Source organism: Haemophilus sp. 27098_8_127 (genome assembly GCF_041433495.1).
Taxonomy (GTDB): Bacteria; Pseudomonadota; Gammaproteobacteria; order Enterobacterales; family Pasteurellaceae; genus Haemophilus_D.
The window spans coordinates 240,971-256,738 of sequence record NZ_JAPWBP010000003.1 but is presented as its reverse complement, the minus strand read 5'-3'; the positions used below and the strand labels follow the sequence as shown (position 1 = coordinate 256,738).

At 39.4% G+C, this 15,768-nt stretch carries 12 protein-coding genes; 4 read left to right on the top strand and 8 right to left on the bottom strand.

Annotated features, from left to right (window positions below):
• Positions 1-11: 11 nt before the first annotated feature.
• Positions 12-2,285, bottom strand: coding sequence for a bifunctional glutamate--cysteine ligase GshA/glutathione synthetase GshB (gene gshAB, locus O3746_RS05590; RefSeq protein WP_371448034.1), 2,274 nt, complete (start codon positions 2,283-2,285; stop codon positions 12-14).
• 206 nt (positions 2,286-2,491) lie between these two features.
• On the opposite strand from gshAB, the gene O3746_RS05585 reads away from it, so the two are divergent.
• The 3 genes from O3746_RS05585 (at position 2,492) to O3746_RS05575 (ending at position 6,161) form a co-directional block, all read left to right on the top strand.
• Entirely contained in the window at positions 2,492-3,490 is a 999-nt protein-coding gene (locus tag O3746_RS05585) for an iron ABC transporter substrate-binding protein (RefSeq protein WP_070775792.1), read from the top strand.
• Positions 3,491-3,574: 84 nt separating this feature from the next.
• Positions 3,575-5,095: an iron ABC transporter permease gene (locus tag O3746_RS05580; RefSeq protein WP_049355934.1), complete on the top strand. Its 1,521-nt coding sequence runs from the start codon at positions 3,575-3,577 to the stop codon at positions 5,093-5,095.
• 13 nt (positions 5,096-5,108) lie between these two features.
• Complete coding sequence (locus O3746_RS05575) at positions 5,109-6,161, top strand: ABC transporter ATP-binding protein (protein WP_049370160.1); 1,053 nt, start codon at positions 5,109-5,111, stop codon at positions 6,159-6,161.
• Positions 6,162-6,199: 38 nt separating this feature from the next.
• Here the strand turns inward: O3746_RS05575 and O3746_RS05570 are convergent, their stop codons facing one another.
• The 7 genes from O3746_RS05570 to O3746_RS05540 form a co-directional block, all read right to left on the bottom strand.
• The gene (locus O3746_RS05570; RefSeq protein WP_371448030.1) at positions 6,200-6,919 is read right to left on the bottom strand and encodes a TerC family protein; all 720 of its coding nucleotides are present in this window, start codon (positions 6,917-6,919) and stop codon (positions 6,200-6,202) included.
• A gap of 69 nt (positions 6,920-6,988) precedes the next feature.
• The gene (gene uvrC / locus O3746_RS05565; protein WP_049365378.1) at positions 6,989-8,815 is read right to left on the bottom strand and encodes an excinuclease ABC subunit UvrC; all 1,827 of its coding nucleotides are present in this window, start codon (positions 8,813-8,815) and stop codon (positions 6,989-6,991) included.
• Between the two features lie 9 nt (positions 8,816-8,824).
• A complete protein-coding gene (kdsB, locus tag O3746_RS05560) occupies positions 8,825-9,583 on the bottom strand; it encodes a 3-deoxy-manno-octulosonate cytidylyltransferase (protein ID WP_197546511.1) in 759 nt (252 codons plus the stop codon).
• 9 nt (positions 9,584-9,592) lie between these two features.
• Entirely contained in the window at positions 9,593-9,772 is a 180-nt protein-coding gene (locus O3746_RS05555; RefSeq protein ID WP_111326848.1) for a Trm112 family protein, read from the bottom strand.
• 17 nt (positions 9,773-9,789) lie between these two features.
• Positions 9,790-10,770 (bottom strand): tetraacyldisaccharide 4'-kinase, encoded by a 981-nt coding sequence (gene lpxK, locus O3746_RS05550; RefSeq protein ID WP_111326846.1) that lies wholly within the window; start codon positions 10,768-10,770, stop codon positions 9,790-9,792.
• A 53-nt stretch (positions 10,771-10,823) separates the two neighbouring features.
• A complete protein-coding gene (gene msbA / locus O3746_RS05545) occupies positions 10,824-12,572 on the bottom strand; it encodes a lipid A ABC transporter ATP-binding protein/permease MsbA (RefSeq protein WP_049370156.1) in 1,749 nt (582 codons plus the stop codon).
• Positions 12,573-12,624: 52 nt separating this feature from the next.
• The gene (locus O3746_RS05540) at positions 12,625-15,027 is read right to left on the bottom strand and encodes a DNA internalization-related competence protein ComEC/Rec2 (protein ID WP_371448026.1); all 2,403 of its coding nucleotides are present in this window, start codon (positions 15,025-15,027) and stop codon (positions 12,625-12,627) included.
• Between the two features lie 262 nt (positions 15,028-15,289).
• Between O3746_RS05540 and dksA the strand changes: the two genes are divergently transcribed.
• The gene (gene dksA / locus O3746_RS05535) at positions 15,290-15,727 is read left to right on the top strand and encodes an RNA polymerase-binding protein DksA (RefSeq protein ID WP_049384440.1); all 438 of its coding nucleotides are present in this window, start codon (positions 15,290-15,292) and stop codon (positions 15,725-15,727) included.
• Positions 15,728-15,768 lie beyond the last annotated feature (41 nt).

The window sequence follows — 15,768 nt, the reverse complement described above, 5'->3', positions numbered from 1 at the left end:
CGATAACCAAATTAAGGCAATTCTGGGAAAAGCATCTTAATCACATTCATTGTCAATCGTCGAGATTGTCCACTAAATGGGAAAATATGCATCATCATCATAGGATTAAAGTTTGCCTCAATCACACCCCACGAATGTAAACTCGGTTCTGCCGGCTGTTTCAAATCAGGAATAATCAAATCCACGCCACACACTGCCGCCCCCATTGCCTTGCTAATCCCCACCGCAATTTCTTTGTAACTGGCATGCATTTCATCCGTCATATCAATAGAATCACCGCCTGTACTAATATTAGAATTCGCACGTAATTGAACAAGTTGATCTTTTGCAGGAATAGAATTCACGGTTAATCCTTGCTCCTTAAGCTGCAACTGCTCAATATCCCCCAATGCTATTTTTTTCAATGGTGTACGACTGCCATCGCCCCGTAAAGGATGATCATTTTTAGCCGCAACTAATTCGGCGACTGTATGTACACCATCTCCAATCACATTCGCTGGTACACGTAATAAGACGGCTAACGTTTGATCACCCAACACAAAGAAACGATATTCAGTGCCTTGTAGATAATCTTCAACCATGATCTCTTTATCTTCACGGAAAGCAATTTCTACTGCTTTTGCAAAATCATCTCGATCCGTTACACCTTGCTGGAAAATACTGATCCCTAAACCAAAATTCGTTGATTTTGGCTTAATCACGACAGCTCGATTCTCAAAAAGTGGGAAATTTTCGACCGCACTTTTCACATCGGTAAACTCGATGCTTTGCGGTACATTAAATCCTGCTTTCGCTAACACTTTCTTCGTCACCACTTTATTTTCCATAATGAGTGGAGAAATATAGCTATCGTGAGAAGTCATATTACCGTTTTTCACATATTCCAAATGATCGCCAAATTGAAGACTGATAAATTGATCGCGTTCATCTAAAATCTCAATCTTTAGCCCTTTTTGGATTGCATCAAACAATAACGCTTGTGTGGACAGTTCCATATTATCAAACGCAGTTAATGCATAAAAACGTTCAAAGGCTTTTGCTTTATTAGATTGCGCAATATCGACCCCTAATTGTTGGTAACTGCCGACCTGTTCAATTGCCGAAACCACTTTTGCACAAAGCGTTTGGCTTGGATCCGCAAATTGTCCTAATTTGTCTTTAACAATCGTTTTAATCTCATCACTTACATTAAGTTGCTCAAGCATTTTGAGCATTTCAAGGAGGACTAATTCGCCTTCTACGGCATAAACACTTTGCTGTCTTGGGTCTTCCCATGCCACTTCAGAAAGACGTGTTTTTCCTAATTTTATGCCCTCTTGATCAGCGGTATCGTCAAGCCATGCCATTAACAAAATAAAATAATGAATGAATTTCGCATCTGCAAGTTCCATTCCATAAGGTGCAAACGGATTGAGATCAAACAAACGAAATTCTAAATATTGAATTCCTTTTTCAAGTAAATCGCGCGCTTTTTTAGCGCCACGCAAACGTACGCTTGAGTAAAACTCTTTTTCCGCAATCAAATCACCCGATTTCACCCAGTGTTCTAACGTCTCAACATACTCTTGCAAACTGTCATAAGAAACGTGGATCTTCGGATCATTCACATAACCATATTTCCCTGAACGTAAACTGCGAACATATTGATGCGATTTAAGGGGGGAATTGCCTCTGAAATATTTATCCTCTACCGTCGGTGTCGCAGAAAACAGATAAAGCAGAATCCATTGATAGCGTAAGAAGTTTTTGGTTATTTTTAGGTAAAAATCATTTTGAAAATCAACCGCACTTTGTGTTTCATTTTGCGCATGAAATAAAGCATCAATAAACTTAGGGTCAATTTGAAAATTGTAATGAATACCACTGACCATTTGCTTATATTTACCGTAAGACTGGACTAAATGCTCACGATAAGCCACATCTTCCTGATTATCTAATTGTGCAACCTTAATTTGCTCTTCTGGTGGTAGCCCTGCAGGCATACTAAAAGGAAAAATAAATTCATCCTCCGGTAAAGTTCGCAAAGTCACTTCATGAATGGCTGAAAGCCAACGTAATGTATCCTCTAACTTTTTCATAGGGGGAGTCACCAATTCCAACTGACTTTCTGCAAAATCTGTTTGAATGTAAGGGTGGAAACGACGATTACCAAAGGCTTTAGGGTGCAATGATGTCACTATTGAACCATCTGCATATACCCGTTGACTTTCCTTTTCAATCCCAAACGACCCTTGCTGGAATAAGAGCTCTAAATGATGTTGTTTAATGATTTGCTGAATATTCATATCCGTCCTTATTAGAAATTTCTACTAGACATTATGGAGAAAAATCAACATAGGACGAAGTAAAAAAATAGAATGGGATATGAAATTTTGATATAAGAGAAAAACATCTGAGAATCATTTGCATTATATCTTTTAAATATATTAGAATGGGACGAATTTTATTTTCAGAAAATGGGCGATTTGCCCGATAACATAAAGGAGTTTTCATGAAAATTAAGCACTTCCAAATTGCCGCACTAACCGGCTTAATGGCGTTTGCAGGATTCGCTTCTGCAGATATTACTGTTTACAATGGACAGCACAAAGAAGGTTCTCAAGCTGTTGCTGATGCATTTACAAAAGCAACGGGCATTAAAGTGACCTTAAACAGTGCTAAAAGTGATCAACTTGCAGGTCAATTAAAAGAAGAGGGTGATAAAACCCCTGCTGACGTATTCTTTTCTGAACAAACTGCACCTTTCGCTGCCCTGTCTGATGCAGGCTTATTAGAACCGCTTTCTGCAGATACTATTAAACAAACTGCACACAAGGGCGTTCCTCTTGCACCGAAAAAAGACTGGGTCGCATTAAGCGGTCGTTCTCGTGTTGTGGTTTACGATCACACTAAATTATCTGAAAAAGACATGGAAAAATCCGTGTTAGATTATGCAACACCAAAATGGAAAGATAAAATTGGTTACGTTCCAACTTCAGGCGCATTCTTAGAGCAAGTTGTTGCGATTACCAAATTAAAGGGTAAAGATGCCGCTCTTAAATGGTTAAAAGGCTTAAAAGAAAACGGTAAACTTTATGCGAAAAACAGCGTTGCTCTTCAAGCGGTTGAAAATGGTGAAGTACCCGCAGCGTTAATCAACAACTATTACTGGTATACACTTGCAAAAGAAAAAGGTGCTGATAACCTCAAAACACGTCTTTACTTCATTCGTCATCAAGATCCAGGTGCATTAGTGACCTATTCTGGTGCAGCGGTATTAAAAGGTTCTAAAAATAAAGAAGAAGCGAAAAAATTCGTTGATTTCTTAGCAAGTAAAGAAGGACAACAAGCGTTTGTTTCAGTACGTGCAGAATACCCACTTCGTACCGATGTGGTTTCTCCATTTAACATGGAACCTTATGCAAAATTAGAAGCGCCTGTTGTTTCGGCAACCACTGCTGAAGACAAAGACAACGCCAATAAACTTATTGAAGAAGCTGGTTTGAAATAAGTTTAATTTGCTATGCAATATAGGGCGTGTAATACACGCCCTTCTGTTATTTACTCTACACTAATATTTTCAAAGGATTTTTCTGTGTCTAATCGCCCACCTCGCTGGCTTATAGCCTTAATCGTGCTGATTAGTTTGCCATTATTACTCCCTTTTTTATATGTTATTGAGCGTGCTGCAGATGTCGGATTGGCTCGCAGCATTGAATTACTTTGGCGCCCAAGAATGTGGGAATTGCTCAGTAATACCCTACTTTTAATGGTATTTGTCACACTTTTTGCCATTATTCTCGGCACACTATGTGCGTTTTTATTAGAACGTTATCGCTTTTGGGGAAAAGGCTTTTTCCAAGTAGCCATGACGCTCCCTCTTTGTATTCCGGCTTTTGTCAGTTGTTTTACGTGGATCAGTCTTACCTTCAGAGTGGAAGGCTTCTGGGGAACCATCGGCATTATGACGCTGAGTTCTTTCCCGCTTGCTTATCTCCCTGTCGCGGCGACCTTAAAAAGACTCGACCGCTCTTTAGAAGAAGTGAGCCTTTCATTAGCTAAAAGCCATGCTTACACATTTTGGCATGCGATTTTTCCACAACTCAAACCCGCCATCGGTAGCAGCGTATTATTAATTGCGCTTCATATGTTGGTAGACTTTGGCGCCGTGTCTATTTTAAATTACCAAACCTTCACTACGGCAATTTTCCAAGAATATGAAATGGCCTTTAATAACAACACCGCCGCCTTACTTTCTGGTGTGTTAATGGTGATCTGTATCCTTGTGGTGATGGGGGAAATTCGTTTTAGAGGCACACAAACACTCTATCAAAGCGGCAAAGGCGTAATACGTCCGTATCCATTGAAAACCCTCTCAGCAGGAAAACAAATTTTAGTCGTAAGCTTTTTCACGACCATTTTTGTGCTCAGTATTGGTGTGCCGATTACTATGCTGATTTATTGGCTAACCGTGGGAAGTTCCATTGAAGGTGCGGTCGATTTTGGGGAATTTTTTACCGCCTTCACAAATTCACTGACTATATCAACACTGGGTGCAACACTTACCGTTATTTGTGCACTACCATTGGTATGGGCTGCGGTACGCTATCGCAGTAAATTGACGATTTGGCTTGATCGAATCCCTTATCTACTTCACGCTGTGCCAGGGCTTGTTATCGCATTATCATTGGTCTTCTTTACCATCAACTATGCCTATTCCCTTTATCAAACCTTTGCCATGGTTATCGTTGCCTACTTTATGCTTTATCTTCCAATGGCGCAAACGACCTTGCGTAGCTCGCTTGAACAAATGTCTAGTAACATTGAAAAGGTAGGGCAAAGCTTAGGCCGTAGCAACTTTTATATTTTCCGTACCTTAGTCATTCCAGCTATGTTACCGGGGATTGCGGCTGCCTTTGCTTTAGTATTTTTAAACTTAATGAAAGAGCTCACCGCAACCTTATTACTGACCCCTAATGACATTAAAACGCTTTCAACTGCGGTGTGGGAATACACCTCTGATGCACAATATGCGGCTGCAACGCCTTATGCCATTATGTTAGTGCTATTTTCAGGGATTCCTGTATTTTTACTGAAACGATACGGTTTTAAATAACGAGAAGATAAAAATGACAACATTACTCGACATTAAAAATTTGAATAAATCCTTTAACGGACACCAGGTTCTGCACAATATCTCTCTGCAATTAGAGAAAGGTGAAATTCTATTTCTTCTTGGCGCATCTGGTTGTGGAAAAACCACCTTATTGCGTAGTATTGCTGGTTTTGAACAACCAACAAGCGGTGAGATTTGGTTAAAGAATCAACCTATTTTTAAAGAAAATCTCAATGTGCCGACCCAGCAACGCAAATTAGGCTATGTGGTACAAGAAGGCGTGCTATTTCCTCATTTAAATGTTTACCGCAATATTGCTTATGGCTTAGGCGATGGCAAAGGGAAAACGGAAGAGGAAAAACAACGCATCGAAGAAGTGATGAAACTCACGGGTATTAGCAGCTTAGCGGACCGTTTCCCTCATCAGCTTTCTGGTGGTCAACAGCAACGTGTTGCACTTGCTCGAGCACTTGCACCAAGCCCTGAGTTAATCCTGTTTGATGAGCCATTTAGTGCGTTAGATGAACATCTAAGAAATCAAATTCGTTACGATATGTTACAAGTATTAAGAGAAAGTGGTTCCTCTGCCGTATTTGTAACCCATGATCGCGATGAAGCACTATGTCATGCTGACAAAATCGCAGTGATTCAAGAAGGGAAAATTCTCCAAATTGCGACACCTAAAACGCTCTATTGGTCACCTCAGTATTTGTCTATTGCTAAATTTATTGGGGACAGCATTATTCTTCCTGCAACATTAAAAAACGATAGCATCGCGACCTGTCAATTAGGTGAAATTGCCATCGAAAATAAAGGAAATGGCCATACGCAAGGGAAAGTGTTATTCCGCCCTGAGCAATTCTCTCTTGCGAAAAAAATCCAAGACCCGACCGCTTCTTTTAAAGGTGAGATTAAGCGAATTGAATCAAGAGGACGAGCTATCAATATTTGTATTGATGTTTGCGGTTATGAATTGAATATCAATGAAGATCTCATCAACGAATACCATACTGACGAACAAGTCACCATGTATTTGTATGGGAAAGGGGTATTCTATAATGACTAAAAAAAGGCGGAACACATTGTTCCGCCTTTTTATATGATTTAATGACCAAGTGATTTTCGCATTTTGATGTTGAGCATTTCAACTACTGTTGAGAAGCCCATTGCAAAGTAAATGTAGCCTTTTGGAATATGAATATCCAAACTTTCAGCAATTAAACTTACTCCAACTAAAATTAAGAATGCTAAGGCTAAAATCTTCAATGTCGGATGGGTATCAACAAAATTACCAATTGGTTTCGCTGCAAACATCATCACACCTACTGCAATCATAATTGCCAAAATCATCACTGGAAGGTGGTTTGCCATCCCTACCGCAGTAATCACTGAGTCTAAAGAAAACACAATATCTAAAATCGCAATTTGGATTAATACACCCAAATAACTGACTTTCTTCTTATTATTCTCTTCTTCATGATGTGATTCAGGATGCATCGCTTCTTTGATTTCACCTACACTTTTTACAATCAGGAATAAGCCACCAAGGAATAAAATCAAATCACGGCCTGAAATTTCCTGACCAACTAAAGTGAATAGTGGTTCCGTTAATTTCATCATCCAAGAAAGGGAAACAAGAAGTAAAATACGAGTAATCATCGCTAATCCAAGACCGATAATACGGCCAGATTGACGTTGATTCGCAGGTAAACGTCCCACTAAAATACTAATAAAAATAATGTTATCGATACCCAAGACGATTTCAAGTGCGGTCAATGTGAGCAATGAAATCCATGCTTCAGGATCAACAAGCCATTCAAACATAATATGTTCCTATATAAAATCCGAAAGGTTGAAATAATAGACAGTTCGTGTAGAAAATCAAGATTTTTCCTAACTTTTTAAGGTCTCGAAAATCTTTTCGGCTAAGGCTTTAGAAATACCGGGTACAGAGGCGATTTCATCCAATGTGGCATTTTTGACACCTTGCAATCCACCTAAATATTTCAACAAGGCTTGACGTCGTTTAGCGCCTACCCCTTCAATAGTTTCCAATCCACTTTGGGTAAAGGCTTTTTGGCGTTTTTGACGATGACCGTTAATCGCATGATTATGGCTTTCATCTCGAATATGTTGGATTAAATGTAGTGCAAGGCTATCATCCGGCAAATGAATCTCACGATCTTGTTTGCTGATAATCAACACTTCTTGTCCCGCTCGACGATCTACACCTTTTGCCACACCAATTAAGTGCGGTCGATTTTTATCCCATTTTACGTTGAGGTGATGAAAAACCTCTAAGGCACGATTAAGCTGCCCTTTACCACCATCAATAAAAATAATATCGGGAATTTTATCTTCATCAAGATCGCGGTCGTAACGTTTCTTTAAAGCTTGCTCCATCGCTGCATAATCATCACCACCCGTAATACCTTCAATATTAAAACGGCGATAATCTGATTTCAGTGGGCCTTCTTGATTAAATACCACGCAAGATGCCACGGTTTGATTCCCCATCGTATGACTAATATCAAAACATTCCATACGTTTAATTTCAGGCATATCGAGCAATTCACAAAGCGCTTGATAACGTTCGTACATTCGGGAAGATTGTTTAAGTTGAGTCGCTAAAGCCGCTTTGGCATTAATTTGTGCAAGTTGTAGATATTTACCTTTATCGCCTTTAGCAGATTCTTGTATTACCACTTTTCGACCAGCTTGTTCAGTTAATAAAGCTTCAAGCTCGGCTTTTTCATCTAGTTTATGATCCACAATAATACTATTAGGGATACTTCTTCCCTGATGACCTTGCAAATAAAACTGCCCAACAAACGTCGCCGTTAATTCGGACAAATCAGTATTAGCAGGTACTTTCGGAAAATAACTGCGATTGCCCAATACTTTACCTTGACGAATAAACATCACTTGAACACAAGCTAAACCGTGCTGATACGCAATGGACATAATATCCATATCGTCCAAACGCTCATTGGAAACAAATTGTTTTTCGATAACCGCACGAACCGCTTGAATTTGGTCACGATAACGTGCCGCACCTTCAAAATCTAAATCACGGCTCGCCTGCTCCATTTTGCCGATGAGATAATCTAATACTTGCTGATCTTTTCCTTGTAAAAATAGTCGTGCTAATTCGACTTGCTGATTATATTCTTCATCAGTCACATAGCCTGGCACACAAGGTGCTGAGCAACGCCCGATTTGATATTGCAAACAAGGGCGGGAACGATTGTTATAAACCGAATTTTCACATTGACGAACAGGGAATAGTTTTTGCATTAAGGATAAGGTTTCACGCACAGCCCCCGCATGAGGATAAGGCCCGAAATACTCACCTGCAATTTTTTTCGTTCCGCGATAAGAAGTAATACGAGGATGACGTTCTTTCGTCAGTAAAATAAAAGGATAGGATTTATCATCTCGCAATAATACATTATAACGAGGTTGATAAAGCTTAATGAAATTATGCTCAAGCAATAACGCTTCGGTTTCAGAAGAGGTAATCGTCGTATCAATATGATGAATTGACGACACCAAGGCTTCTGTTTTTTTGCTGCTTAAGTTTTTGCGAAAATAGCTGGAAAGTCGCTTTTTAAGATCTTTCGCTTTGCCTACATAAATAACCTGATCTTTATCGTCATACATACGATAAACACCAGGCTCATGAGAAACGTCAGAGAGAAACTTTTTAGAATCAAACATCAGTAAAAACTATGCCAAAATTAACCGCACTTTTTCTAAATCTTCTGCTGTATCCACACCAACAGCTGGAACTTCTTTCGCCAATTCCACATGAATACGCTCACCGTACCACAATACACGGAGTTGCTCTAATTTCTCTAAGTTTTCTAACTGCGTTGGTGCCCATTGCACATATTGTTTAATAAAGCCTGCACGATAAGCATAAATACCAATATGACGGAGATATGCATCAGCCAGTTGCGCCTTTGAAGTATCCGCTAATTGCATAAATTGATCACGATCGTAAGGAATCACTGAACGGGAAAAATATAAAACGTAGCCATCTTTATCCGTAACAACTTTCACAGCATTTGGGTTAAATAACTCTTCCGCTTCGTGAATTTTTACCGCAAGTGTCGCCATATTCACGTTAAACTTCGCTAAATTCTCTGCCACTTGACTCACAATAACAGGTGGAATTAGCGGCTCATCCCCTTGGATGTTTACAATAATTTCATCATCAGCAATACTAAGCTTACTGACCACTTCCGCTAAACGCTCAGTACCAGAATTATGTGCTTCTGATGTCATACAAACTTCTGCTCCAAAAGCTTTTGCTGCCTTTTCAACTTGTTCGTTATCTGTGGCAATAATGACTCGGCTCGCGCCTGATTGTTGAGCTTTCTCAAAAACATGTTGAATCATGGGTTTACCGGCAATATCAGCTAAAGGTTTACCTGGTAAGCGGCTCGATGCAAAACGAGCAGGGATAATAACTGTAAATGACATAATCATTCCTTATTCTTTCAATCTTTCGGCTTTTTCTGCCAACAAAACCGGCACGCCATTTTCAATAGGATACGCCACTTGCTCAAAAGGGCAAATGAGCCGTTGATTTTCTTGATCGTATTTCAATCTTGCCAAACATCGCGGGCAAGCAATCACTTCTAATAATCGAGGATTAAGTTTCTCACACATATTTCACTCGAATAGAGTTAAACTAAATGACGGATTTTTTCCCACAATTGTGGAAGTTTTTGGCCTTGGTTTTCAGCCTCAACAATCTCCGCATCAACTGGAACATACCACCAATTCTCTTTAGCAAAAGCTTGGCATTTTACGGCATCCTTTTCGGTCATAAAGAGCGGTTGGTTTTCAGCGAGTTTTTCTAATAATTGCGGCTCGAAATGTTGATGATCTTGAAAAGCTTTCGTATTTTCTAAACGAATATTTAAATTTTCCAACATTGTAAAAAAACGTTGTGGGTTACCAATTCCCGCGATAGCTGAACCTTGGGAAAATTCACTTAACAAGCGTTTTTCAGCTGTCACTAAATTAATCGCATAATGAGGAACGAGCGTCATAACCGCATCTGAATAAGCATTTTTTCCTCCATTGGTAATCACAAAGTCCACATTTTTTAAACGACTTGGCAATTCACGCAAAGGTCCTGCAGGCAAAACAAAGCCGTTCCCTAAAGCTCGCTCTGCATCCATCACCACAATTTCAATGTCACGTTGCAACTTATAATGTTGTAATCCATCATCCGAAATAATCAGATCGCAATCCTGTGTGTTCAAAAGTAATTCAATCGCTTGTTGACGATTCGGTGAAATCACCACGGGTACACCTGTTCTTTTGGCAATTAAAACAGGTTCATCGCCCCCTTGAACGGGGTCTGTTTCCGGTGTGACAAGTAAAGGATAGGTTTTAGATTGGCTACCATAGCCACGAGAAATCACGCCTACACGTAATCCTTGTTTTTGTAACTCTTCAACTAGCCACACAACGACAGGCGTTTTACCATTTCCACCCACAGAAAGATTGCCGACAATAATGACCGGTTTCGGAGATTTATAAGAGGATAAGATATTCAGGGAAAATAATGCTCGGCGAATTTGGCTAATCAACCAAAATAGCAGTGAAAAAGGAAGGAGTAACCAAGCTAGCTTTGAATTAGAGTACCAAAAAGGCATTTCATTTATCCTATATTGATTTTGGGCGAACACATTGGTTCGCCCTTATTATTTTATCCGCTAAACTGCATACTGTGTAATTGTTTATACGCACCATCAAGCGCTAATAAATCTTGATGTGTACCACGTTCTTTAATTTCACCATGTTCAATGACTAAGATTTCATCGGCATTTTCAATGGTTGATAAACGATGCGCGATAACCAATACTGTACGATCTTTCTTCAGCTCTTCTAATGCAGACTGAATCGCACGTTCAGATTCGGTATCAAGAGCAGACGTCGCTTCATCTAAAATTAAAACCGGTGAATTACGTAATAACGCACGAGCAATGGCTAAACGCTGACGCTGACCACCAGAAAGACTTGCGCCATTCTCACCAATAACGGTATCAAAACCTTGTGGAAGTTTCTCGATAAATTCAAGTGCATAAGCTGCTTTCGCCGCTTCGATAATTTCTTCACGCGTGTATTTATCTTCTGCCGCATAAGCAATATTATTGGCAATCGTATCGTTAAATAAATGTACTTGTTGAGAAACCACTGAACAATTTTCGCGTAAATTAGATAAACGATAATCTTGAATTCTCACGCCATCTAATAAAATCTCACCTTCATCAATATCGTAGAAACGCGTCACTAAATTGGCAATCGTTGATTTACCCGAACCTGAACGCCCCACTAATGCCACGGTTTTGCCTGCAGGCACATAGAAAGAGATATTATTTAAGGCTTTCTCTTCTTTACCCTCATAGGCAAAACTCACATTTTTAAATTCTAAATCACCTTTTGCGGGTTCGGCTTTATACGTACCATTATCTTTTTCAGTCTCTAAATCTAAGATCGCAAACAATGTCTGACAAGCCGCCATGCCTCGTTGGAATTGTGAGTTTACATTCGTCAAGGATTTTAACGGACGCATCATCGCTAACATAGAAGAAAAAACTACCGTGAAAGAACCCGCAGTTAAATTATCATCAGCAATTAATGGTGTCGTTGCTAAATAAAGCACTGCTGCCAACGCCAAAGAAGCAATCACTTGCACAACTGGATCTGAAATTGCATCAGCAGTTACCATCTTCATACCTTTACGACGCATATCGTTACTGACTTTATCGAAACGCTCTTCCTCCACTAATTGCCCACCAAAAGAAAGCACTACCTTATGCCCTTTCAGCATTTGTTCCGTCGCAGAGGTTAATTCCCCCATGGAATCTTGCATATTTTTACTGAGCTTACGGAAAATCTTAGATACCATGCGAATCAGTACTGCAATAATCGGGCCAATCACAAAAAGCACAAGTGTTAATTCCCAACTGGTATAGAACATCACAACAAGCAACGAAATTAAATAGGCTCCTTCGCGAACAATCGTCACTAATGAACTAGATGAAGAGTTAGCAATCATTTCTGAGTCGTAAGTAATACGAGAAAGTAATTTTCCTGTTGAATTACGATCAAAAAAGCTCACTGGCATAAACATTAAATGTTTAAACAAACGGCGGCGCATAATCATCACTACTTTACCGGATACCCACGCTAGGCAATAAGTAGAGACAAAGTTGGTCACCCCACGCAATATAATCATGCCAACCACAACAAATGCCATCATTTTCAAGAAAGAATGATCGGCTTTTCCGAAACCATCATCAAGCAAAGGCTTAAGCATATAAATCAAACCTGAATCTGCTAAAGCATTAAAAATTAAAGCAAAAGCGGCGACTAATAAGCCTGATTTAAACGGTGAAATCATCGGCCATAAACGCTTAAAAGTTTGTGTGGTTGAGAAATCTTTATCTTGCATAGTTTGTTCTTACATCACATTGTCTTAATAAAAATTGGCTGCATTGTACCTGTTATTTCGGGGATAATCCAATTACACGGGCAAACCAAGGTGAAAAATCTCCTCTCGCCTTTTCAATTTCAATGCCCTTTTCAGTAAAATTTAACCTTATATGACCTGAAATAGCGGTATTTTCGACCGCACTTTGATAACGATTTAACCGTTCAATCACGGTTGGATGAGGAAAATTCCACGCATTCCATCGTCCACTTGAAATTAAGGCAAGATCAGGTTTCGTCAGAGCCAATAAAAACTCGCCTGTTGAAGTTTTACTACCATGATGCCCCACTTGTAACACATTAATTTTGCCTATGTTTTCAGCAAATGCTCTTTCTGTCGCCACATCCGCATCACCGGTTAAAAGGATCTTGTACTGTCCATCTGTTAGTAAAATTACGCAAGATTGCGGATTCTCCGCTCTATCTGTTATTTGCGTTGGTGAAAGAACTTTAAAATCAAGTCCTCGCCACAGCCATTGTTTCCCCTGAAGACAAAAAGTGCGGTGCGTTTCGCCGTAGTTTTTACGAGAAGGTGTAATCAGTTCAATGTCTCGGTATGCGGCTAAAATCGCTTTAGCACCACCTGAATGATCGTTATCATCATGGCTTAAAATCAAAGTTTCAAGCTCAATGCCTTCCCGTTGAAGATAAGGTAATATTTCCAATTCTGCCATGGAAGATGCCCCTATTCCATTCTGCCAAGCAGGCCCTGTGTCATACAACACGCCTTTCCCCTCTTTCACAATTAAGGTTGCTAAACCTTGTCCCACATCTAAGGTATCTAGCTGCCATTTGGGTTTCGTGAAATATCGATATCCTAGCGTACTCATACAAATACTAAAAATAAGAATTATGCCCAATAGCGCTTGTTTATACTCTTTTGCCGATAAGATTTTTGTATGATTTAACGTGAAAAAGCGACTCGATTTTAACGGTGTATTTTTTGTTTGAGCTTGAGATGCAAAATACAATCTACTTAACATTCCGCCAAAAATAAGGCTTAAAAGTGCGGTCAGAATAAGAGATAAATTAATTGAAATCGGCACATATGAGCCTTGGAAAACACGGAGACATTCTGTAATACCTTGAGCAATCGCATTTGAAAAATACCAAGAAGAAAATGCACCATTCGTTAACACCGCAAAGAGAATCAAGGGTACAAGTAAGAAGCTATACAAGGGCACTGCAATTAAATTTGCTAAGAACCCATTTAATGCCAAGCCATTAAAAAAGAAAAGCTGAATAGGTGTGAATAAAATCAACAAACCAATCTGCAAATGAAACAATCCTAAAATCCACCGCACTTTGCGGGATAATTTTTGATGTTGCCATTCAATGATTGATAAGGGAACATATCGGTACCATACAATCAAACAGGTAACAGCACCAACTGAAAGCCAAAAGCTAACCGAAAGTGGCATAAGCGGATCACAAAAAAGCAAAAATGCCACCACCAAACACAGCATTTGCGAAGGCGTGTAATATCGTCGAGAACATTGAAGGATTGCAATAAAAAGCAATGCCATCATTGCACGAAAGGTCGGTAAACTAAATCCGGCTAAATAGGCATAACCTAAAGCAATCAACACACCAAAGCAAAGCGGAAACCAGGGCGAAATAACGCGTGTAGGCAGTGCAAATTGCAAAAATCGAGCAAAGAAAAATCCTATCCCCATTGCTAAACCGATATGGAGTCCTGAAATAGCAATCAAATGTGCTGTATTCGTTTGCTGATAAATCAGCCACGTTTTATTATCCAACCAAGCTCGCTCACCGAATGCCAATGCGATAAGTAAACCTTGTAAAGAAAGCCCTTCCGTCTGTTTGAGACTATTCTGTAGAAAATCTGTGCGATAAGAAAAATCTTCACTCATTTTGACCGCACTTTTCACATTCCCTACGGCAATAATTCTTTTGGAAAAATACCATTGCTGTCGATCAAATCCCCCATGGTTTAATCTCGCCGAAATAGGACGAAGCTTTACATCCGCCCGCCAAATTTCACCTACTTGTGGTTTTTCTGGTGCTCTCCAATTAATAAAAATTTGTTGTTCTTTCCCATCAAATAAAGAGGCCGTAGCAACCAACGTTTGATAATCTTGCTGATGAAAAATTTCTGAGATGTGGAGTTCTAACGTGATTTTATTCGGTAAACTTGAAATTCTCTCTGCTTGTCCCAATAACGATAAAGCGGGTGAATGTGCATAAGCTAAAGTAATCAAAAACAAGATACCGCTCATAAAAAAATTTCTGGCTTTAAAATAATTGAACCAATGGAAACAAAATGCGGTCATAACCAACAATAAAATGCTCAGCCCTGCTCGTTGCCAGGTAAACAGTAAAAAATCTGGCACGACAAGCAAGGATAAGGCTGAGACAATGAGCATCATGCACAGTTGAAATAGCGTGATTTTCATTTTAAGTGTGATTTATAGCGAGAAAGTAAGGCAAACTAGCCTTAACCTCACAGATAAGCAAATGAGCATACCGTTTTTTGCGATCACGATCGCAAATTTGAAATTTCTAGGCTAAATTTATTTGCTAAATAGGTGAAGTTCTGCTATTTATATCGCCCTTAAAAAACAGGGTTCTTATGTCAGCTATTTTTTAGCTGATAAGAATCAATCAAAACAACAAGACAGGAAGTCATTTAAATCTTTACTACATTAGGAGTTATCAATGTCTAAGGCATCTCTAAGTTTGCTGGATTTAGCCGGTGTTAAGCCTTATCAACCAAAGAAAGATGAAGAATACATGAATGAAGATCAGATTCTTCATTTCAGAAAAATTTTAACTGCGTGGCATGAGCAAATTGTGGAAGAAGCATCAAGAACAGTTGCTCATATGCAAGATGAAGCATCAAACTTCCCTGATCCGGCTGACCGTGCGACGCAAGAAGAAGAATTCAGCCTTGAATTACGTAACCGCGATCGTGAACGTAAATTAATGAAAAAGATTGAATACACATTGAAAAAATTGGATACCGATGATTTCGGTTATTGCGATTCTTGTGGGGAAGAAATTGGCATTCGTCGCTTAGAAGCACGTCCTACTGCTGATCTTTGTATCGATTGTAAAACCCTTGCTGAAATTCGTGAAAAACAAGTCGCAGGTTAATTTATTTAAGTAACCCAACAAAAAAGTGCGGTCAAAAACAA